General features: G+C 51.2%; 14 protein-coding genes. 7 read left to right on the forward strand and 7 right to left on the reverse strand.

Annotated features, from left to right (window positions below):
* Positions 1 to 39: 39 nt before the first annotated feature.
* From ACFSW8_RS10715 to ACFSW8_RS10725, 3 genes are all read left to right on the forward strand, one after another.
* Entirely contained in the window at positions 40 to 6,939 is a 6,900-nt protein-coding gene (locus ACFSW8_RS10715; RefSeq protein WP_377087706.1) for a hypothetical protein, read from the forward strand.
* A 128-nt stretch (positions 6,940 to 7,067) separates the two neighbouring features.
* Positions 7,068 to 7,826 (forward strand): hypothetical protein, encoded by a 759-nt coding sequence (locus tag ACFSW8_RS10720; RefSeq protein WP_377087705.1) that lies wholly within the window; start codon positions 7,068 to 7,070, stop codon positions 7,824 to 7,826.
* Positions 7,827 to 8,003: 177 nt separating this feature from the next.
* The gene (locus ACFSW8_RS10725) at positions 8,004 to 8,312 is read left to right on the forward strand and encodes a DUF6916 family protein (protein ID WP_377087703.1); all 309 of its coding nucleotides are present in this window, start codon (positions 8,004 to 8,006) and stop codon (positions 8,310 to 8,312) included.
* Positions 8,313 to 8,522: 210 nt separating this feature from the next.
* Here the strand turns inward: ACFSW8_RS10725 and ACFSW8_RS10730 are convergent, their stop codons facing one another.
* The 3 genes from ACFSW8_RS10730 to ACFSW8_RS10740 all read right to left on the reverse strand — a co-directional run bounded on the left by ACFSW8_RS10730 (position 8,523) and on the right by ACFSW8_RS10740 (position 11,397).
* Entirely contained in the window at positions 8,523 to 9,719 is a 1,197-nt protein-coding gene (locus ACFSW8_RS10730) for a glycosyltransferase family protein (RefSeq protein WP_377087699.1), read from the reverse strand.
* Between the two features lie 144 nt (positions 9,720 to 9,863).
* Positions 9,864 to 10,484, reverse strand: a complete 621-nt coding sequence (locus ACFSW8_RS10735; protein WP_377087696.1) for a hypothetical protein — start codon at positions 10,482 to 10,484, stop codon at positions 9,864 to 9,866.
* Positions 10,485 to 10,944: 460 nt separating this feature from the next.
* Positions 10,945 to 11,397, reverse strand: a complete 453-nt coding sequence (locus tag ACFSW8_RS10740; RefSeq protein WP_377087695.1) for an outer membrane lipoprotein — start codon at positions 11,395 to 11,397, stop codon at positions 10,945 to 10,947.
* 199 nt (positions 11,398 to 11,596) lie between these two features.
* On the opposite strand from ACFSW8_RS10740, the gene ACFSW8_RS10745 reads away from it, so the two are divergent.
* Positions 11,597 to 12,787, forward strand: coding sequence for a gluzincin family metallopeptidase (locus tag ACFSW8_RS10745; RefSeq protein ID WP_377178206.1), 1,191 nt, complete (start codon positions 11,597 to 11,599; stop codon positions 12,785 to 12,787).
* 332 nt (positions 12,788 to 13,119) lie between these two features.
* Here the strand turns inward: ACFSW8_RS10745 and dapF are convergent, their stop codons facing one another.
* Both dapF and trpA read right to left on the reverse strand, forming a co-directional pair.
* Positions 13,120 to 13,929, reverse strand: coding sequence for a diaminopimelate epimerase (gene dapF / locus ACFSW8_RS10750; RefSeq protein WP_377087689.1), 810 nt, complete (start codon positions 13,927 to 13,929; stop codon positions 13,120 to 13,122).
* A gap of 69 nt (positions 13,930 to 13,998) precedes the next feature.
* Positions 13,999 to 14,802, reverse strand: a complete 804-nt coding sequence (gene trpA, locus ACFSW8_RS10755; RefSeq protein WP_377178208.1) for a tryptophan synthase subunit alpha — start codon at positions 14,800 to 14,802, stop codon at positions 13,999 to 14,001.
* 192 nt (positions 14,803 to 14,994) lie between these two features.
* Here trpA and ACFSW8_RS10760 point away from each other — a divergent pair, with 192 nt between their 5' ends.
* The 3 genes from ACFSW8_RS10760 (at position 14,995) to ACFSW8_RS10770 (ending at position 18,988) form a co-directional block, all read left to right on the forward strand.
* A complete protein-coding gene (locus ACFSW8_RS10760; protein ID WP_377087685.1) occupies positions 14,995 to 16,983 on the forward strand; it encodes an FG-GAP repeat domain-containing protein in 1,989 nt (662 codons plus the stop codon).
* Positions 16,984 to 17,045: 62 nt separating this feature from the next.
* Positions 17,046 to 18,041 (forward strand): DUF7133 domain-containing protein, encoded by a 996-nt coding sequence (locus tag ACFSW8_RS10765; RefSeq protein ID WP_377178210.1) that lies wholly within the window; start codon positions 17,046 to 17,048, stop codon positions 18,039 to 18,041.
* Complete coding sequence (locus ACFSW8_RS10770; RefSeq protein WP_377178212.1) at positions 18,038 to 18,988, forward strand: c-type cytochrome; 951 nt, start codon at positions 18,038 to 18,040, stop codon at positions 18,986 to 18,988. Before ACFSW8_RS10765 ends, ACFSW8_RS10770 begins: the two co-directional genes overlap by 4 nt.
* A gap of 52 nt (positions 18,989 to 19,040) precedes the next feature.
* Here ACFSW8_RS10770 and ACFSW8_RS10775 read toward each other — a convergent pair whose 3' ends face one another.
* Both ACFSW8_RS10775 and ACFSW8_RS10780 read right to left on the reverse strand, forming a co-directional pair.
* Positions 19,041 to 19,565, reverse strand: coding sequence for a hypothetical protein (locus ACFSW8_RS10775; RefSeq protein WP_377178214.1), 525 nt, complete (start codon positions 19,563 to 19,565; stop codon positions 19,041 to 19,043).
* A gap of 223 nt (positions 19,566 to 19,788) precedes the next feature.
* A complete protein-coding gene (locus ACFSW8_RS10780) occupies positions 19,789 to 20,946 on the reverse strand; it encodes an alpha-hydroxy acid oxidase (protein ID WP_377087680.1) in 1,158 nt (385 codons plus the stop codon).
* Between the last annotated feature and the right edge of the window lie 63 nt (positions 20,947 to 21,009).

The raw sequence follows: 21,009 nt of genomic DNA on the forward strand, positions 1-21,009 counted from the left end.
ATTACAAACCTTTTACAAAGTAAATCCAACATTTTTGCTATGAAACTAGATATGCAGAATTTCGTGTGTGTGAAAACCAAGGTGGCTCGTGTGAGTCGCTACTGTGTGTGCGCTGTCATGGGGGTGATCTCCATGACGGCGCTGGCTCAGGATGAGGTTTCGGTGAAGACTCAGGATGCCAAGAAGATGGTGATAACGGCGACAGGGATTCCGCCTGCAGCTCCTTTATTTTATACGATCGAGGCAGATAATTCAGTGCGATTGAGTCGAGGAAAGGTTGAGCAAGTGGTGGGACTGAGTATGAGAGTGCTTCAGGGGGAGGCGAAGGTCATGAGTGTGGAGCTAGTGGGAAGGTATGGCAAGTTGAGCGTGGAGGGAGAGGGGTTGAAGTCATGGTCTATTAGGGAGAGTGCGGATGACGGAAAGAGGTACTTGGATTTGGTGCCAAAGGATGCAAACGTCAGTATGTTAGGTGTAGTTGTTAGTTCTGTGGTGGAGGATGGGGGGAAAGAGGTTAAGTTGATGACATTTGGGCCGGCTGGGGCGAGTGGGTTTACGCACCAGATGGAGGTTAAGTGGGAGAAGGGTTCTGCGATTAGGTTGCGTAAGGTTGAGGGTTGTCAGCCAGTTAAGTTAGGGAGGGCGGAGAGTGGGAATAGGAAGAAGTTTGTATCGACTGGGCGTAGTGAAGTTGAGTTGGATTATGTGCAAGCGGGTTCGGCATATGCAGAGGTTGGGTTGAGTGATATAGCGATTGAGGCGCGAGTTGATGGGGATGGTAAGAGTGCGAAATTGAGGCTGACAGGTACCGCGGTGGTGAGAGCTAAGGAGGGTGGGAAGGTAGAGTTGATTTCTGGTCCTTTGGCTATGGAGAGATTTCCAAGTGGACAGGGGATGTCTTTTGCATTGTCCCGAGTGGGTGGGCGGGTGAATGAGACTCGCTACACGATTGATTTTGAGGGGGCTGGGACGTACCCCTTGGAGATAGACTTTGTGGTAGGTATTGGGCAGGAGAATGGTTGGCGCGGGTTACGTTTTGCAATACCTGAGGCTCCTGTGGTTCCGATTAGCATCACAGGAATCCCGAAGGGAAGCCGATTTAGGATGGGGGGAAATGAGTTAGAGGGAGACGATGGGGTGGATGTATGGCGTACGTTTTTACCTGCGAGTGGAGCATGTGCTTTGCAATGGAAACCGATTCGCAAGGGAGGCAATGGTGATTTTTTCTACACGAGTCAGGCTTTAGTGGATGTGGAAGTGGGTGCTGGGATGCTGCGGCAGCGTACACAAATTGACAGTAAGGTGCTTCAGGGGAAGGTGAAGAAGCTAGACTTTAAGTTAGAGGGTGAAGGTGATGTGCTCGATGTGGACGGCCCCTATGTGGGAACTTGGATGGTGAAGCGGAAGGGTGAGGGAAGGTTCCTTGAGGTAATGCTCAATGGAGAGAGGGAAACTGTAGGTAGAGTGACAGTGGTCACACAGAATCCTTTAGGGAGTTTTCCAGTGAAGGCGCAACCAATGTTGATCACTCCAGTTGGTGCGATGCGACATGCTGGTTTTGTGAGGTTGAGTAACCGAGGTGCGGTAAAGTTAGGGGTGAGTTTACACGAGGGAATGATGCAACTGGCTCCGTCACAATTTCCGAGCGAGAGCTTTGGTGAGGCTATTGGAAAGCAAATCTTTGTGTATCGTTTTCCCTCTGCGGATCGGAAGTGGGAGGTGGTAGCAGACCAGATATTACCGGAGGTTTCTGTGAATGAAGTGTTAGTCTATAAGTTATCTGAGACGGACAGAGAGATTTTTGCAGATGTGGAATTAGACATTAGGGAGGCACCGTTGCGGGAGTGGGAGATGAAGATACCTGCGGGTTATGCAGTGGCGAGTGTGGAGAGCGTGCACATGAGTCAGATGGCAGTTGGGCGTACGGTTCAAGATGGGTACCGTTCATTGAAAGTGACCTTCAGCAAGGAGGTGATAGGCCGTCAGCTCATTCAAGTGAGATTGGCACGCAATATAGCGACTGAGGAGGGGGAGTGGGAGCTCGCGAAGTTACTTTATCCCGAGGCGAAGCATGTGCGTGGGAATATAGGTGTGGAAGCGGCATTGGGGTGGAGGGTCCATCCTGTGGAGGTGGAAAAATTGGTAGAAATGCCTTTAGCGTATTTTCCTAAGAAGAGTACTCAGCTACAGCAGGCGTATCGATTGAGAGAAGCGGAATGGGGGGCTAAGATGGCAGTGATGGCTTTAGAGCAGAGTGTGCAAGCGGATGTTTTTCATTTGTATTCTTTGAAAGAGGGGATGGCGTATGGGAGTGTTTTGGTAAATTATTTTGTAGTGGGGGCGCCGATGCACGAGTGGAGAATTCAGGTGCCGGGCTTAGGTGAAGCAGGAGGAGTTGGAAATGTTGTGGTGGAGGGGCAGAACGTGAGGAGTTGGCGTCAGGATGGTGAGTTGCTTGTGGTGACCTTGCATCAGCCGACATTGGGAGGGTCTACTTTGTTGGTATCGTTTGAGCAGCCGATGAGTGCACGTGGGGCGGAGCTGGAGCTCGGAACTGTGCGTCCGTTAGATGCGAAGAATGAGAGTGGATTTATTCAAGTGGTGAGTCCTACGCAGGTGAAGCAAGAAGTGAAGGACTCAAGGGGCTTGTTAAAGCTAGGAGCTACTGAGTTGCCAGTAGAGTATAGATTGATGAGCAGTGCGCCCTCTTTAGCGGCTTGGCAGTATGCGACACGAGACTTTTCGTTGAATTTGAAGGTGGAGTGGTTTGCTCCGAGTGACACGGTTGAGCAGGTGGTTGACTTTGCGAGTTTGAGCACACAGGTGTCACGTGATGGTGAGGTTGTGACTGTGGCTAAGTTGTTTGTGAAGACGCGTGGGCGCAAAGCATTGGAGATGCGTTTACCGACGAAGTCCAATTTGTTAGAGGTGAGGGCTGATGGTCAGGCCTTGAATGCTCGGAAGGATGGAGAGGTGTATCTATTGCCTTTGCCAGCAAAGGACGACCCGAACGCTCCGGTGGAAGTACAGATTCGTTATGGTGGAGCGGCTGAGGATGCAAAGCGGCCAGTGGTATCGGTTCCTGTATTGAGGGCGCCTGTAGTGATCAGCGAGTGGAAAGTGAGCTCGGATCGCGGGTATTTATTGCATGTTATCGGTGGCAATGTGCGGCCGGTGGAACCCAATTTGACGGAGACTGGATTCGAGTGGATGCGGTCACGGATGGGATTATTGATTGGATGTGTTTTATTGATTGTGGCTGGAGCTTGGGCAAGTAGCAGGGCATCTCGAGGTGGCTGGAAGCCATGGGTAGGTGCGGTATGGTTAGTGTTAGCTTTATTCCTGAGTCTTGATGGTGCTGGATCTGCACGTGAGGACAGGCGTGTGAATGCTCAAAGTTTTGAAGTAGTGGCGCCGGTGGTGTCGCCAGAGAAGCAGGTTATGTTAGAGTTGAGTAATCAGACACGTTCGGCTGCGATGCGCTCGCCAGCTTGGACGGCGGTTGGGGCATTGGGTGTATTTGGCTTGGTAGGAAGTCTTTTTGTGAGGTCACTTCGGGGTGTATGGGTACGCTCGATTGGGGTGCCTTGTATTGGTTTGGGAGTGCTAGGGCAACGTGGAGGGGCGATCCTATTGCTTAGTTTGATAGCGATGGTTGCTGTGGTTTTATTGCTACAGTTAGTTTGGCAATGGTGGGATGGGGTTAGGCGGCGGAGAGAGGCATTGAGTAAAGTGGCAAAGGCTGCGACAGCTGCAGTGGTGGGGATGCTTGGATTACTTGGTGGGAATCTAGAGGCTGGGGAAGTAGCGGATGTGCTTAGTCAACGATGGGAGGTACGAGGTGAGCGGGTTTATGCAGAAGCGAATGTGCGTTGGAGAGCGGAAGAAGGAGAGAGTATTTTGTTAGTGAAAGCGCCTGCGAGCTTAACTTCGATAGAGATTGAGGGTGGGCGCGTCAACAAGGTGAGAGGTGATGCTGGGATTCGGTGGTTGTTAGTTGCGGAGTCAGATCGAGTGATTGAGGGTACGTTCAGATATGAGATGCCGTTGAGAGGCATTGCGGATCGGTCTTGGGAAGTTCCGACTGGCGATAGTGCGGTGAGGAAGTTGCGTATCATTTTAGACAGAGAGGGATGGGAAGTACGGTCTGATGAGGCATTGGTGACGAAACTCGAAGGAGGCCAGGGTGAGACGCGTGTGGAGTTTCAATTCATGCCGTTGGTACCAGCGCGGGTTCATTTTGGGCCTGTGGGGAGGGATCCGAAGAATGAAGAAAAGAGAATGTTTGTTGAGAGTGCGGATCTCTACATTCCTGCGCCTGGAGTGGTTGAAGGTTGGCATCGATTGATGGTGCGGCCTGTAAGTGGGGAGGTTGATGGTTTTAAGGTAAGTGTGCCTGTCGGAATGATGGTTGGGGATGTGTTAGGTGGGCAGGTTGAGAGTTGGAGATACGATCCAAAATCGGGCGAGTTGAGTGTGGTGTTAGGTCAGCCTATGTCAGAGGGATTTCAGGTGTTGATTCAGACTCAGGGAGGATTAGAAGCATTGCCGCAGAGATTAGAGTTGAGCCCCTTAGTAATTGAAGGGGCGGATTCTACGGTTGGCGTATTAGGTTTAGCATTTGGTAATGATGCGCAGCCTGATGCGATAGAGGCGGATGGTTTATCAGCGGCAAACATTTCTGACTTTGATAAGAAACTATGGAATCAGGCGGTGGGAAGCCGCCGTGGGCTAAGTTTGCAAAAGGTCTATCGGTACGGGAAGGAGCCGGTGAATTTGAAGCTTCAGGTGGATCCAGTGGCAGCCGAGCTACGCGTGGTGACAAAGCAGAGATTGTCGTTAGGTGAGGAGCAAATGTTATTAGCTGTGAATGCCGAAGTGGACATTGTTCGGGCGGGGGTTTTTGAGCTTAGGTATATGATTCCAGAGGGAATGGAAGTGGAGTCAGTGAGTGGATCGGCACTACGAGATTGGACGGAGGTGGCAGTGGAAGGGAAGCGCTACGCTGTGCTGCACTTAACGGGCAGGACGATAGGTAAGCAATCACTGCATCTGAATTTTACTGGGAGGTCACCAGTGATGGAAGGGAGTGTTGAGTCATGGGAGGTTCCGCATGTAGAGCTGCTGGGAGCCATGCGTCAGACGGGGTCACTTTTGGTAGTTCCAGAGCAAGGAATACGTTTGAGAGTCATAGAACGGCAGCATGTGACACAGCAGGATGCTCGTCAGAGCGGGACACATAGGAAGGGTGATTTGGCATTTAGATTATTGCAGTCTGATTGGTCACTCAAGCTAGGGATTGAAAAGTTAGATCCATGGATACGTGTGGTCGGATTACAGGAATTGGGCTTACGGGAGGGGCAGACCAGGACGCGGCTAAGCTTGGATTATACGGTGGAGAATGCCGCGGTGAAGAAGTTGAGGTTGAAGCTACCTGGTTTAGATGAGGAAGAAGCAAAGACGGTGCGAGCGAGTGGGCCACAGGTGAAAGAAATGGTTGCAGTGGAAGGTGATGTCTGGGAGTTACGTTTACGTCGAGGGGTGATTGGAAGGTTACAGTTTGAAGTCGAGTATCAACGGTCTATCGAGGTACGAGATGGTCGCGAATCGGTGGTGCCAGTAGAGTTTGTGGGGGTACGTCAGGTGCAGCATTTTGTGTCTGTACGTTCGAGTGGGCGCTTGGATATTCGCGCAGGTTCGGTGATGGGGTGGCGTGCGAGTGATTGGTCAGCGGTGCCTAAACGATTGAGAAATCAAGCGGATAGCAGTGTGCCAACTCTTTGTTATGTTATCTCTGAGCCAGAGGGATCATTGAGTTTATCTGTGAAGCGACATGAGATTGCGAGTACCTTGAAGCTAAGAGTGTTATCAGGGAAGTTGACGAGTCTCTTTAGTGCAGAGGGAGCGGCTCTGACCTTGGCGGAGCTAGAAGTTCGTGTGGTAGAGAAGAATACGATGCGTGCAGTTCTTCCCGAGGGAGCACAGTTATTTTCTGTGACAGTGAACGGAGAGAGTGTGGAAGTGGTCAGTCAGGGGAATGAGCAGCTTTTTTATGTGACTGCGGGAGCTGAAGATAGTGAGCGAGCTGAGGTAAAGTTAATGTACCGTACTGTGGAGGATGAGGGGAAGAAGATTGCTCTTATTGGGCCTCGTTTTAGTGCTCCGTTAGAAAAAATCGATTGGTTTGTTAGTTTACCCGAGGGATATGTGCTGGATAGTCACTCAGGGGCTTTTGACTACCTTGGGGCTGAGGGGGATGGGGATGGTTATGGTATGCAGGAGTACCAGAGTTCCATGAATCGTAAGCGGCAGCAGCAGGCTGAGCTAGCGAAGGTTCAGTTGGATCAAGCAAATAGCTGGATTTCTAGTGGTGACTATAAGAAGGCTGAGAAGGTTTTGAGTCAGGTATCTAAGAACCGAGCAGCGGATGCGGCATCCAATGAAGATGCTCGAGTACAGTTACGCAACTTGCGTAATCAGCAGGCGATTATGGGCTTAAACACGCGTCGTCAGAAGCTCTATTTAGAGAACAAATCGGTGGGTAACATGGTGGATTTCAATGATGCTTTTGAGGAAGCGGCCAATAACAACCCATTGTTTCAGGGCAAAGACAACTACCATCCAGCTCAAGTGGAGCAGTTATTGATGGGGAACTCGGCCGAGGAGCGCGAAGCGATGCAGAGGATTGCGGACCGTATGATAAGCCAGCAGCTAGCAGCTCAACCAGCAGCCCAAACCATTGAGGTGACTTTACCTCAGAAAGGGCATTTGTTGCACTTCAGCAGGGTGAGTCAACTGAATGCTAACATGCCACTTGTTCTTGAGTTAGAGATTGACCATCCAAGTAGCTATGGGATTGCTGTGGTATTGGGAGTTCTCTTGACCCTTTTTGTGGGGGCATTTCTATGCATGATGATGAGACGGTCTAGTCGAGTCTAGGGCATGGTTTTCTCAACTTTATAATGACTAACGTTTTCTAACAATAATCTTTAAATTATGTGTATAAGGTATTAGAGCAATAGCGACCTCCGATACTAGGTGAGCTAGGGATTGGGGGGGGAAGTGGTATGAAACAGGAATGTCCCCACATTGAGCACATAGCCCCGACACTGTATTCTGCATTTGATGGTCCGTTTGCGGACATCGTCAATCGGAGTATCAGCGATTGGGTGCGAGAGAATCATGGTTTAAGTAAAGATCCGAGTGAGCAGGAGATAAAGGAGGCATTGCACTGCCGGAAGTTTCTCAAGAAGCTCCGTGCATTAGAAGAGCAATTTAAGGAGGACATGTTAGAATTGGGGGTTGATTTGGATTCGGCTAACCAGCGGCATGTACGAGCGCATAGGAAGCGTCACAGGAGGGTTGAGAATGAAGGGTATGGACCGCAACTGATACTGAGTGCCTTTTTTTTGATCGCCTATTTTGTTATTTTGGGAGGGATGTTTTACATAGAGGTGAGTGATTCACTCAACATGCGCGCGGGAAAGAACTCGTTACTTGATGAGATAAGTTTATTGATTGGTGTACTGACAGCGGGGGTGGGTCAGGTATTGAGCTTTTGGTATGGGCACAAGAAGACGAGCACTAAAGTGGTGGAGCCGGAGCATGCGCCGCGCACACCGCAACTGGTATTGAGTTGTATCTTTTTGACGGTGTATTTCGTGTTTCTAGTGGTTATGTTGTATGTGGAGTCGAGTGATCAGCTTAATATGCGTCAGGGGGAGAATTCGATGATGGACGAATTGGGTATTTTATTTGGGGCTTTGACGGCAGGGGTGGTGCAAATTTTGGGGTATTGGTTTGGAGGTTTTTTGAAAACTCGGTAGGAAAAGTACGCCCTGCCCCCACATGAAGAGGCAGGGCGCTTATCACACAGCACGTACTGACTGGGTACGTGAAATATACACTACGGCGCATTCTAACAGAAATATGCTATTGAGTGTAAAGTGAAAAATGGCAATAGAATCTTTACTTTATGTTAGAAATTTATTTCTGCTAGATTTATGGATAGTTTACTAGATTTTAAGGAGTATGAGGGGGAGAGGTTTGATGTCTATATTGGGGAGGAGAAGGTAGACGAGGTGGATTTGGTGAGGACGGGGGCATTGAGGCAGGGGAGGAGTAGGGGTTATCCAGGGGTGAGGAGGGATCCTTTTGAGCTATTATTTAGGGCCGCGAGTGATCGAATGATGAATCAATCTGTTAGATTAGTAGGAAAGGTTGAATTTGAGATATTTTTCAACCCTGGATGCTACCATATTGATGAGTCTACGGGGGAGAAGGTGACTGAGTATTGGTGTTTATTTGCTTAGTCGGTGTGGACAAAATGGTTTTCCGCCCGTTTTTAGATAGGGTGATATGGAGTCAGTTGCCTTGCGGCAAAGTGTTTCGGCATCAGAAATGTATTTTTGGCTCATTTAACTTGGCCATCTCGCCATCAAGTTCAGGCACTTGGAGCTGACACCACACTCGTCTACTTTGCTATTGAGTATCCCGAGGAAAACACGAAGGAAAGAGAGGGGTTATGGGAGGGGGGTGAGGGATTGTTCTTTGAGGAGGTTTTGCCATTGTTGGTTAATGGTGGCCCAGGGGTGTTGGTGACTTGTTTTGAGGCACTGTGAGGCGATAGAGTTCCTGTATTTGGTATCTTGATAGAGCTTTTCAAATGCGGCAGTGAGACTGTTTACAGTGGGCTGCTGCATGATGAAGGGTGAGATTTGCCCAATGTTTGAGTTTTCACATGGAAGGAGATGAGCAGCATTTTTCCAGAGGGGGCCACAGGCTGTATGGTTGGGCACAATTTGGGCTGCACCTGTGGCAGCGTGTTCAAAGCTAATGAGGCCCCAGCCCTCGCCCATTGAGCTATTGACGCCGATATCACAGGCGTTGTAGAGAAGGTTCAGCTGCGAGTCTGAGAGGACGTTTCCATGTTTTTTGCTCAGTGGGTTGTGTAGGATCCGAGGGGCGATGTTGAGCTGGTTAATGAGGGATTGAAGCTCTGAACTTTGCGCTTCAGAGATGGCCTGGTGGAGGCAGAGTTTGACATAGGAGGGTTTGTTTTTTGCGAAGGCAGCAAAGGCTTGTAGAGTGATGTCGATGCGTTTCCGAATACAGGGGCGGCTGGCATTGAGAATGATGAAGCTTTCACTTGGTTCATTTGGGAAAACGGCAGCTTTGGCTTCGACTTTGTTCGGCAGTGGGTAGAAGGTTTTGAGGTCAACTCCATGGCCGATGACAGTTGTTTTTGGAAGTTTTTCTTCGGGAGCGATCTTAAGCATGGCCTGGGAGACTTGATTACGCGCCCACTCAGTGTAGAGGACTAGGTTGTCGAGGTGGGTGAGAGGTTCCACGCTGTTAGGGTCGACGACTTCACCATCGATTGGCACGTAGCCAATGTAGCTTGAGAGGTGTCGGATATCTGAGAAGACGGCCATGTAGCGCTGAAAGTGCCATGCATCGTGCAGGATGAAGACGTATTCGGGCTCTAAATCGAGAACCATGGCGTGTGCGGCATGCGCAGCCATGATGTCGCCACCATTCAAGTTTGTTGGATAGATGGTGCAGTTGCCTTGTTTGATGACGGGCCCTTGGTAGCCGACGCCGAGGAGGTGGACGTTATGGGAGTTTTTGAACTGTGCGATAAGTTCGGATATGACGCGAGTCAGTCCTGTGCCTTCGATATAGAAAGCAATGCAGAGTATGTGTTGTGACGAGTGCATGAGAAGGTGGGTGGGGTTTGACACCGCCTAGCAACTATCTGGCATAGGGGTGGTAGTGAATCGAATTTGGCAAGGTCTAGAAACGAGTTGGACCCATCGCACAACCGAAGGGTCCAAGGGGGGCGTGGGAGGTAAGGTTCCTCACTATACGGCTTGGTTGCTCGTCAGAACGGGGGTGTAGATGGTTTTGTTATCGAAGGTTGTCGGCACGAGTTGCGCGATGAGTGTGGCACCTGGGTAGACGGTTGAGCCGTAGTATTGTTCTTGGTTGCCACCATTATTGTTTGTGACGTAGACGCTTTGTGGGATGATCCCGAATTCGAGTCCTTGTTCGACAGTACCTGGAGTGGTGATGAGAGTGTAGGCAATTTTTCCAGTGAACCCACAGGCGTAGAAGGTATTGACCTGCTCGAGCATTTCTAACTGAGGGCCTGCACCGATTTTGATAAGAAACTGATAGAGTGCGCCCTGAGGTACTTGGGTGTTATTGAGTCCTTGGGTAGTGACGACGATGATGTAGTCATCGTTAGCGTAGTTATCGATGCCTGGAGGCACTGTATCGATTTGGTAGCTTGTTGCTTCTTGGAAGTAAGAGAATGCGGGGTCTGCTGAGGGATTATAGCGATCGATAGCCCAGTATTGGATTCCGATTTTATTTTCTGGGCCCGAGAATTGTTTAGAATGGATGGAGAGGACGCCAGGTGATGCGTATTTCCAGTTTCCGGTGGGAGCGATGGTGATGAATGAGATATTCTTAGGGTCCATGGTGTGATTGTGATTTATTGGGTTATAAAGGTTGAACGTGTGGGAGGTCCTAGGGGTAGCTTAGTGTTGACGCTTTGCTTTATGTAAGCGTTGGTACACTGGTCTATCCGTTGGTGCTACGTTCGTGTTAGTGATGTCTCTCAAGGGGGCAGATCTGCAGTTTGCAGAAGTGCATGATTCCAGTCACTATTGGTAGCTGGATTGAGAGATTTAGTCTCCTTGGATACAGTCAATTCGCGTCCTAACAAGTATTAAATTAGAACGTGAATTCAAACGAGCTAGAGATAATGGTATGGAATCGGATGGAGTATGTTAGATTGTGTTTTATAGAGCATGGGTATTTTTGTTAGATTATTGAATAAAATGTTTTTTTAGGGGTCGATTGGTGATGGGGGTAGGCAAAAAAAAGGCCCTGGCTGAGGGGGGCTCAGCGCAGGGCGTGGGAGAAGGTGAGAGGGGTTTAGTGGGTGACGCGTGTTTTGCTACCATTTCCGAGGACGCGCACTCGGTCACCGACATTGAAGGATTCGCGTGGGTTAATTTCTTGGGGGACGGAGACTGAGCGTCCGTTATCGAGGGCGACGGTGATTTCGATACCTTGTCGTGTGCCGATCGCTTTTTCTGCCTGGGAGCCGAGTGCTGCACCGACGGCAGCGCCACCGATGGCGCCGGCGGTATTGGCTGCTGAACCGCTACCGATTTCGTTGCCGAGGAAGCCACCAGCGATACCGCCGAGGATGGAGCCCGCTTTGGAATCACCTTCGATGGTGATATTACGGATGGAAGTGATACGGCCGGAGTTGACGGATTGTGCGCGTCCGGCTTCGGAGCGTGAGTAGGTATCACCGGTCATGGAAGGTTGTGCGCAGGACACGACGATGAGTGGGAGGGCGAGGAGAGCAAATTTTTTCATAGAGGTTTAGGCTACATGAGCTGGGGTGATCTGCAAGTGGGATGCAATAAATTTTGCTGAGGGACTATGGGTCAACGGATTGTCATGAATGACGAGGTGTTTATGAAGTTTTGGGGAGGGGGCGCGGTTATTTATGCAGGGAATGGAGGATTTACATAGTGGATAAATGAGATAGGGTTTTAGCAACGCTATGCTTTTTATGAAATCCTCATTGGTAAAAAAATCAGTTCTTCCTGCGGTCTTCGTAGGGTCGGCTTTATTGTTGGGTGCGCGCACGTGGACAGATGTGAAGGGGCGCAAGATCGAGGCGGACATTGTGTCCAAGACGACGAGCGCCGTGGTGGTGAAGAAGAAGGGGAAGGAGATTACGATACCATTGGTGAAGCTGTCTCAAGCGGACCGGGATTTTGTGGCTGGTTGGGAAGCTCCGTCAGATGAGGTGGTCAAGAAGGACGAGGGAAAGGTGACTGATGCGAAGGTTGAAGAATATTTCAATTTGCCGTGGCCTAAGTTGATTTCAGCGGACAATGGTTTGGAGATTGAGGAAACTTCTGGTCCCAATGAGACTTATGTGTACCGGAGTCCGAATTATGAATTCGTGAGCGACACGAAGTTAAGCAAGGTGGTGGTAAAGCGATTTGCGGTCTTGTTTGAGGCGACCCGTTTGTATGTGCAGCAGATGCCTTATGCGAGTTTGAAGGCCTACAAGGAGGGGGCGAATTACAAAGTGATGTTATTTGATTCGATGAATTCGTACCATCGTGCAGGAGGTCCAGTGGGGTCGGCAGGGGTGTATATTCCCTCGAAGGATATCATCATGGTTCCATGTCAGAGTCTAGGTTTGGTGCGACGTGGAAGTTCGTGGGCTTTGGATTACGACAAGACGAATAAGACCTTGCCACATGAGATCACGCACCAGCTGACGGATCGTGAGTATTATGCACCGGGTGCGCGTGGGTGGTTTAGTGAAGGTTTTGCGGAGTACATTGCGGCGACGCCCTACCGGAGTGGCAAGTTCACGGCAAACAAGGCGGAGTCATCGATTGAGCAATATGTGACGAACTTTTCGAAGAAGGATGGTCGGGGTCGTAATTTAGGCACAGAGATCAATGCGCCGGATTTGAAGAAGTTCATGATGATGAGCTATGGTGAGTTCACAGCGAATGGGAACTTCAACTATGGTCTTGGGGCCTTGCTTGTGACCTACTTTAACCACTATGATGGTGAGGGCGATGGCGAGAACCTGAAGAATTTCTTGAGGGCATTGAAAGCTGGCAAGAAAGGGGAGGAGGCGCTTGAGGCATTGCGAGCAGGGCGAAGCTTTGAAGAGCTGGAAGCGGATATTACCAAGGGCTGGCGCAAGCGTGGGGTGAAGATTAATTTTGGTTAAGAGCCTCCGCTGATTGATTTAAAGAAAAAGCCCAGAGCGTGGATGGCTCTGGGTTTTTTATTGGTGTATTATAACTCTTTCGAATCAGGAAGTGGTATTGGACTTTGTGTGGGATGGATTAGGCGATGTGGATAATTTGCTTCACAGTGCGAACTGGAAGCAAACGAGATGAAAGACCACCGAGCTATGTAGGCAAATTTCGTGCTTTGGGGTTGATTGGGTACCTCGTTGCGTTGGCAATGGAGTCATCCCGCGCGTGCGGGGCTCCTCAATTACCGCTTAGCTAGTCACCCAATGATCTCTCATCGCCCAGCAAATCAATTTGCCTACAACTAGATAGAGATTTGGCCGGTGAAGACGAAGTCTGCGGGGCCAGTGAGGGTGACATTGGAGAATTGGTTATCACCGAGGGCTTCGAATCCGATCTCGAGTGTGTCGCCGCCTGCGACGTCGACTTTGATGGGGGATTGTCCACCATTAAGGATATGATGGAAAAGGGCGCAGGCGCACATACCGGTTCCACAGGCTAGGGTTTCGCCTTCGACACCGCGTTCGTAGGTCCGGATGGCGATGTGGTTTTCACCGACGACGCTGGCAAAATTTGCGTTCGTGCCATTGGGAGCGAAGTGATCGTGGTAGCGGATGGCAGCTCCATTTTTGATGACATCGAGAGCTGGGAGGTCATTGACGAAAGCGACTGCGTGTGGGACGCCGGTATTGACGAAATTAATTTCAGTGAGGTCTTCGAGGTCGATGGGGAGACTGCGATCGAGGTCAAAAGGATCTGACATTGCGATGCGCACGTTATCACCGATGAGGTCAGCACTGAGAGTGCCGGCGATGGTTTCGAAGGTGACTGATTGTTTTGCTGGTGAGCTGAGGCGTGCAGTGTAAGCGCCGAAGCAGCGGGCACCATTACCGCACATTTCGGCTTCGCCGCCGTCGGCGTTGTAGTAGCGGAACTTGTAGTCAGCGCCATTTTCAGCGGGTTCGACGGCGAGGAGGCCATCTGCACCGATGCCGCGGTGGCGGTCACAGAGTTGGGCAATTTGTTCCTTTGTGAGGGAGATATCGAGCTTACGGTTATCGATGACAACGAAGTCATTGCCAGCGCCGTTCATCTTAGTGAAATTTAAAATCATAGTTCTATGTTTTAGGTGTGATGTTTTACGTCCAGCAGGATGGTGTCTGGTGCTGGCGCAGGTGGAATTTTATCGGCCTTTTGCAGCTTGGATGAGAGGGGTGGTGAAGGCGGCGACTTTGGCGGCGACGTCATCCGCTGTGGCATTTTCTGCGACTTGGTTGACGATGCAGGAGCCGACGACGACACCGTCTGAGAGCTCTCCGACCATCTTAGCTTGCTCTGGGGTATTGATACCAAAGCCGATGCAGACGGGTGTGTTGGTATGTTGTTTGATTTTTTCGACAGTGGCTCCGACGGCAGTGGATGGGGCTGCTTGAGCTCCGGTGACGCCGGTACGTGAGAGTGCGTAGATGAAGCCTTCGGATTGTTTGGCGAGTGCTTCAATGCGTTCGTCCGGGGAGGTTGGGGCGATGAGGGTGATATGTTTGAGTCCTTCGCGGGCTGCGAGCTCGGCATTGTGTGCGACTTCGTCAGGTGGGAGGTCGAGGAGGAGTACGCCATCGGCCCCCGCTGCTGAGGCATCTGCGTGGAATTTCTCGTAGCCGTAGGTGTAGATGGGGTTGAGGTAAGTGAAGAGGACGATGGGGGTCTGGTGTGTTTCGCGGAAATCTTTGATGAGTTGAAGGACCTTAGGAAAGGTGGCTCCGGCCTTGAGAGCGCGATCGGCTGCGAGCTGGTTGACGACACCATCGGCGAGTGGGTCAGAGAATGGGACACCGAGTTCGATGACGTCTGCGCCGGCGTCGGCAAGTCCGCGGATAATTTCGAGTGATTTCTCCAAGTTGGGGTCGCCGGCGGCGACATAGGCCACGAATGCGGGCGTATTGGTTTCAGCCAGCTTTTGGAAGGTGGTGTCGATGCGGTTGCTCATGGGCGGAGTGTTGTGCTGGCAGGGGGACATTTCAAGTGTCAATTTGCGGTGGTTGAGGAGAGAGTTTGAGGGGGGGGGTGGGTTTCTTGAGGGGTAGGATCTATGTGATTTCCACATCGGGATACGGCATACGCACGAAATGTGTCTTTGTTGTATAGATTCTACGGGTACTTGGTAATATAAGGTACGACTATGAAAGGATTTCACATTGGATTGATCACGCTGTCATCGATGATGGTGGCAGCAAGTGCGGAGACGCCGAGCACAGAGGTGGGTTTCAAGAAGCTGCAGTTGCTGGACAAGTATGTTTCGGAAGGGGCATCGATTGGTGACGTGGACAAGGATGGCAAGTTGGACGTGATAGCGGGGCCATTGTGGTGGAAGGGGCCAGACTTCAAGAAATCGTATTCTTATGCACCGGTGAAGTACCATGATTTGACTGGGCCCGGTTTGAAGGGTTATGCCTCAAACTTCTTCACCTTTCCGGACTACATCTCTGATGATCCATGGTTAGACATTTTGAAAGTGGGGCTTCCGGGGCAAGACAGTCATTGGGCGAAGAACCCGGGCAAGAAGCCATTGCCTCCGACGAATAAGGATCAGAGCTGCACGCACTGTATCGCACAGAAGAATGTGTGTAATGAAGCACCACAGTATGTGGATGTGATCGGGGATGAGAAGAAGGAGCTTTTGTCATTTAGCCATGGGCATTTGACTTTGGGTATCCCTCATGCGGATGAGAAGAAGCCATGGGAGATCTTATATGTTTCACCTAAGGGGAGAGGGTTTGGCAATTATGAGCACGGACTGGGAGCAGGGGATGTGAATGGGGATGGTCTGACCGACATCCTGGAAAAAGATGGTTGGTGGGAGCAACCCAAGGGTTGGGATAAGAAGACCCCTTGGGTGTTTCACCCTGTAGCTTTTCACGGCGGCAAGCGCGGAGGTGCGCAGATGTATGCATTTGACGTGGATGGAGATGGTGACAACGACGTGGTGACATCGTTAGATGGCCATGGTTATGGTTTGGCTTGGTTTGAGCATATCAAAGAGGGGGACCAGATCACTTTCAAGCAGCACAACATCATGACTGACAAGGCTGAGGGCAACCCATTTGGAGTGGTCTTTAGTCAGTTGCACGCGGTCGAGTGTGTGGATGTGGATGGTGACGGGCGTTTGGATATCGTGACAGGCAAGTGTTACTTTGCGCATAATGGTCGCGACCCGGGTGGGCACGATCCCGCGGTGCTGTATTGGTTCCGCAATACGAAGGGGGAAGATGGTAAGATTCGTTTCATTCCCTATGAGATTGATAATGATTCAGGAGTGGGGCGCCAATTTTCCACAGGGGATCTGAATGGTGATGGCAAGGTGGACATTGTGACTGCCAACAAAAAGGGGGTGCATCTATTCATCCAGGGGAAGGTAGAGCCTGGTTCCAAATCTACGACGAAGGTGTTTCCTGCGCAGGGCTATATTTTAAAGGGTGATAAGATCAACCATGGTACGCGTGGGAGTCGCAGTTTTGTGGGATGGTGGCCAAAGCAGGCGACGGTGAGTGTGCCATTCGAGTTGAAGCCAGCGAGTCATGGAGGGAAGACAGTGGGTAAGAAGTTATTGATTGAGGCGGATATCGCGGTTGGCAATACAGGTGGGGGCGTGCTTAAGATGGTGTTGAGTCAGAATGCTGACCCGAAAGCGAAGCCATTGAAGGCGTGGAGTGTGCCGATGAAGGTGACTGGCAATTGGTTGAACTACCAGCCACAGAAGCTTGGGGTGGCTGAGCCCGCCAAGCCAGGGAAGTACTATCTGCATTTTTTGGTGGAGCAGATGAAGCAAGACTTCATTGATTTGAGTAATGTGCGCCTCACGACGCAGCCATTTTCAGCGTATGATGTGGTGGCCCCCAAGCCACGCAAGAACGGGTCCGCAGCGGCGGGTGGGCTGAAGGAAGGGAATGCGATGCATGCAGAGCCACTCACGGTGGATGAGCAGGTGAGTGGGTTCACTTTGGCTGAGGGTTTTGTGGCAGAGTTAGTATCAAGCGAGGAATATGGGGCGGCAAAGCCGATCTCGATCGCTTTTGACGATGCAGGTCGGCTTTGGACACAGACTGCACGCGAATATCCAAAAGACAAAGATGTGTCCAAGTTTGCGCAGGGGGGAAGGATCAGATTTTAGTTTTTGATAGGCCGTGGGAGAAGGGGCCACAGAAGCCGCGGATTTTTGCGGACAATTTGGTGATGCCGGTATCGGTGCTGCCCCACAATGATGGGGTTTTCATGGTGCATGGTCCGGATGTAGAGTTTTTAAGTGACAGCGATGGTGACGGTGTGGCTGACAAGCGTGAGAAGTTGATAAGGGGTTTTGGCATTCAAGACACGCATACGACGATTCATCAGCTGACGCGGACACCAGGTGGGTGGATTGCCTTTTCTCAGGGCTGCAATAGCTTTGGTACGGTGACTTTGGCGAATGGTGAGAAGGTTCCCTTCAATCGTTCTTTGATTGGGCGTTTCAGCGTGGATGGTAAGCGACTGGAGACGATCGGTGCGGGTATGAACAACATTTGGGCATGGGCGATCAATGATGAAGGGAGAACTTTTATTCATGAGGCTAATGACTTTGGATACAGCCAAGCGGCCTTTGATAGGGACGTGACCTACCCGAGTTTTGTGAAGGCATTGCGCTATCCAGACTCGATGAAGCACCCCCCGACAGCACAGGGCTTGGGGCTTGGAGGTACTGGCTTTAGTGGCATAGCGATTTCTCAGGATTCGCAGAGGGGGTTTCCTGAGCAGTGGCAGAATGTGCACTTTGTGGCAAATCCGATCACTGGGGCTATCAACTCAGTGCGGCCGAGTGTGGACTCACGTGGGGTCTATAGCTATGAAAAGTTAGAAGACTTGTTAGTGTCAGATGATTTGATGTTCCGCCCTGTAGCGGTGGAGTTTGGGCCTGATGGATGTCTTTACGTGATCGACTGCTACAACCGGATTATTTCTCACAACGAGGTGAGCACGGATCACCCGGCACGCGACAAGAAGTCGGGAAGGATTTGGCGCATCCGCCATAAATCTCAGAAGCCAGCGGAGGTGCCAAATGTGGAGAAGGCTGCGGACGCGCAGTTGGTGAAGCATTTACTATCTGCGAATACTTGGGAGTCACGTGCGGCGTGGCATCAGATTGAGAAGCGCCAGCTCAAGAGTTTGGTGCCACAGCTCAAGAGGTGGTTGTGAGTCCAAAGGCGAATGACGCGCAGCGCATTGTAGCGTTGTGGTCGTTAGAGAGTTTGGGAGTGTTTGATGAAGCGGTTTGGAAGTATGCTCTGAGGAGCGAGAATGAGAATGTGCGTTTTGAGGCGGTGCGGGCATTGAGCAGTTTGTCGGTAGAGAGCGCTTTGGTGGATGACTTATTGCGACCTCTTGAGAAGGACCGTTCCTTTTATGTGCGCAATGAAGTGGTGCGTTATTACCGGGATTCTCCGTCAGCTCTGAGTGCGGGGCAGCGAGCCATGTTAGAAAAGATGAAGATTAGTTCACCTCCGACTGAAAAGGTCAAAGGGTGGAAGGGGCAGTATCTCGCGATGGGGGGATCCTACGAGAGTGCCTTTCTTAATTTGTTGATCAGCAAAGCTCTGAATAAGGAGGCAGCGGAAGTGGCAGTGGTCGATGAAGCGGCTTGGAATATCTTTATTGCGGAGGAGCCAGCGAAAAGTCCGGCTGATCGAAAGGCATTGGATGCGAACATCCATCGATTGGTGAAGTTAGCGGAAGCTGGGGGTGGGAGTTTGGATAAGGGGAAAGCGCATTATGAAGCGCGATGTGCAGCATGCCACTCGCAGGAAAAGAATGGTTTTGCTCCGGCCTTGAATGGGGGTAAGGCGCGTTCACATGAAGCCTTGTTGACAGCTATATTAGATCCGAATGCAGCGGCCGAAGAAGTCTTTTATGTCTACCGGATTGAGAAGAAGGATGGGAGTGTGCTGGAGGGTTTCCGATCTGACATTAACACCAAAGGAGTGGAGCTCACGTACATGGGGGGCAGCAAGGTCTTTACACCGCTGAAGGATATTAAGAAGGCAGGATATGTTAAGGGGAAGTCTGTGATGTTAGAGAACATGGCTGCAGGTTTGAGCGACACTGATATGGTGGATCTGCTTAGCTACCTGCGTTCCATTGACTAAGCTCTGTGGTGCCGAGTACGGGTCTCGGTTTCTTTTGAATCGTGGAGTGGTATTAGACGAAGTTGGTGTTGGAGCGCCAACTATCGCGGACGTTTTCGGAGATGGGGTGGCCCCAGCCATTGTTATCGGCGTAGCGTGAATTTTGGTACAAGGAGATATCAGGGAAGATGAGACCTTCACGTTCTGCGAGGTCGAGGCTGAAGTGGAGGTAGCGCATGGCCTCTTGGTCGTCGGGGTTGGAGAAGAAGTTGCCCCAGAGGATTTCGACGGGAGCTTCGACTACGTGGAAGAGTTCTTGTTCATTAATGGGGAGTGTGGGCATGAGTTCTTCAAGGTCGTCGGGGAGGTCATCGGTCAGGCCGAAGTCGACGAGGTCACCGCGTTGGGCTTCCCAAGTGGAGAAGGCTTTGGGATCTGATTGGAGTGGGTGGTCCCAGAGGTGGTTGAAGAAGGTGTCGACGAGTGGGTGCTGGAGGCCAATTTTTTTAAAGTAGGCTTCAGTGATATGGAGGGCGATGCATGCGCGGGCGGTGAGGGAAAGGGTCTGGGCATGGTCGAGCAACGCGTCTTTTGTCATGCGGGCAGGTTTTGGCTTTGCAGGAGAGGATGCAACACCAATTTCACAGATTCTTGGGGGAGGGGGAGAGAGGAAAGCGGCCATGCTCATTGTTAGAAAGTGACTTCACCACAAAACACATTCTTTGAGCATGGCCGCCATAGGGGTCATTGGTTTTAGATCGCCAATGAGACGCGTTCAAGCCGTTGGCCGTTGCATGGTGGCTTGAGGCGCGTGAAAGTTGTTAGCGGGTGGTGGGGATGAGGTGGTTAGGGAAGTCGGAGACTTTTTCGCAAGCCACTTGTTCCATCACCTGCTGGAGTTGGCGTTTTAGCATAGTAAAGGTATGATGGCCACCATTTTTGCCGAGTGCACCGACGCCATACATGGGGGTCCGGCCGAGGAAGGTGAATTCGGCACCTGAGGCGAGGGCGTTGGCGATATCTGGACCGGAGCGCAGGCCGGAGTCCATCATGATTTTGATTTGGCCTTTAAATTGTTGGGCGAGCTCGGCGAGTGGGGCGATGGTGGACTGGCCGGAGTCGAGTTGGCGTCCACCGTGGTTTGAGACGATGAGTCCATCGAGTCCGTGGCGGACGGCGGTCATGGCGTCTTCTGGGTTGACGATTCCTTTGATGACGATATTGCCCTGCCATTTATCGCGGAGTGGTTTGATTTTTTCTTCGGTGAGTCGGCCTGAGAAGGTTTTATTCATGAAGAGCCCGAGGTGTTTCATATTGAGTCCCTTGGGGATGTATTGTTTCATGGTTTGGAATTCTGGGGCACCGGCGAAGAGTTGGCTGAATGACCAGGTTGGGTGGGTGCACATCTGGAAGATGTTGCGTGCGGTCATACGCGGGGGGATGGAGAGGCCGTTGCGAATTTCCTTCGGGCGGTAGGCGAAGGTGGGGGTGTCTGCGAGGATGACGAGGGTTCGGCAGCCGGCGGCCCAGGCGCGCTCAAGGAGTTTATCGCGCAGGTCGTCTTCAGCTGGGTGGTAGAGTTGGAACCAGAACTTTCCTTCGGTGATTTCAGCGACTTTTTCGATACTGGCGGTGCCGACGGTGGAGAGGATGAAGGGGATATTGTGGTCAAATGAGGCTTGAGCGAGGATTTCGCAGCAATTGGGCCACATAAGGCCTTGGAGGCCGACGGGGGCCATACCGAAGGGGGCGCTATAGGTTTCTCCGAAGAGTTCGGTTTCTTGGCTCGCGCCTTTATAGTTACGGAGGTAGTAGGGTTTGAGTTGGACCTCACGGATCTCGTCGGTATTGCGGCTGAGGTTGACTTCTGAGAAGCAACCACCATCGAGGTAATCGAAGGCGAAGCCGGGCATGCGTTTTTTTGCTTGGGCGCGGAGTGCTTCTACGGAGGGGAAGCGGGAATCGAAATAATCAGTCATGGGTGTGTGCTAGGGGTGCTAGCGGGTATGTGTTGTGAAAGTGTCTCATCTCTGAGGAGTGAG

The sequence above is a fragment of the Rubritalea tangerina genome (genome assembly GCF_042683245.1).
Lineage (GTDB): Bacteria > Verrucomicrobiota > Verrucomicrobiia > Verrucomicrobiales > Akkermansiaceae > Rubritalea > Rubritalea tangerina.

Bases quoted from the DNA above. Each gene is read 5' to 3' on its own strand.
- ACFSW8_RS10715 (WP_377087706.1), top strand. From the start codon at position 40: ATGAAACTAGATATGCAGAATTTCGTGTGTGTGAAAACCAAGGTGGCT.
- ACFSW8_RS10720 (WP_377087705.1), top strand. From the start codon at position 7,068: ATGAAACAGGAATGTCCCCACATTGAGCACATAGCCCCGACACTGTAT.
- ACFSW8_RS10725 (WP_377087703.1), top strand. From the start codon at position 8,004: ATGGATAGTTTACTAGATTTTAAGGAGTATGAGGGGGAGAGGTTTGAT.
- ACFSW8_RS10730 (WP_377087699.1), bottom strand. From the start codon at position 9,719: ATGCACTCGTCACAACACATACTCTGCATTGCTTTCTATATCGAAGGC.
- ACFSW8_RS10735 (WP_377087696.1), bottom strand. From the start codon at position 10,484: ATGGACCCTAAGAATATCTCATTCATCACCATCGCTCCCACCGGAAAC.
- ACFSW8_RS10740 (WP_377087695.1), bottom strand. From the start codon at position 11,397: ATGAAAAAATTTGCTCTCCTCGCCCTCCCACTCATCGTCGTGTCCTGC.
- ACFSW8_RS10745 (WP_377178206.1), top strand. From the start codon at position 11,597: ATGAAATCCTCATTGGTAAAAAAATCAGTTCTTCCTGCGGTCTTCGTA.
- dapF (WP_377087689.1), bottom strand. From the start codon at position 13,929: ATGATTTTAAATTTCACTAAGATGAACGGCGCTGGCAATGACTTCGTT.
- trpA (WP_377178208.1), bottom strand. From the start codon at position 14,802: ATGAGCAACCGCATCGACACCACCTTCCAAAAGCTGGCTGAAACCAAT.
- ACFSW8_RS10760 (WP_377087685.1), top strand. From the start codon at position 14,995: ATGAAAGGATTTCACATTGGATTGATCACGCTGTCATCGATGATGGTG.
- ACFSW8_RS10765 (WP_377178210.1), top strand. From the start codon at position 17,046: ATGCCGGTATCGGTGCTGCCCCACAATGATGGGGTTTTCATGGTGCAT.
- ACFSW8_RS10775 (WP_377178214.1), bottom strand. From the start codon at position 19,565: ATGACAAAAGACGCGTTGCTCGACCATGCCCAGACCCTTTCCCTCACC.
- ACFSW8_RS10780 (WP_377087680.1), bottom strand. From the start codon at position 20,946: ATGACTGATTATTTCGATTCCCGCTTCCCCTCCGTAGAAGCACTCCGC.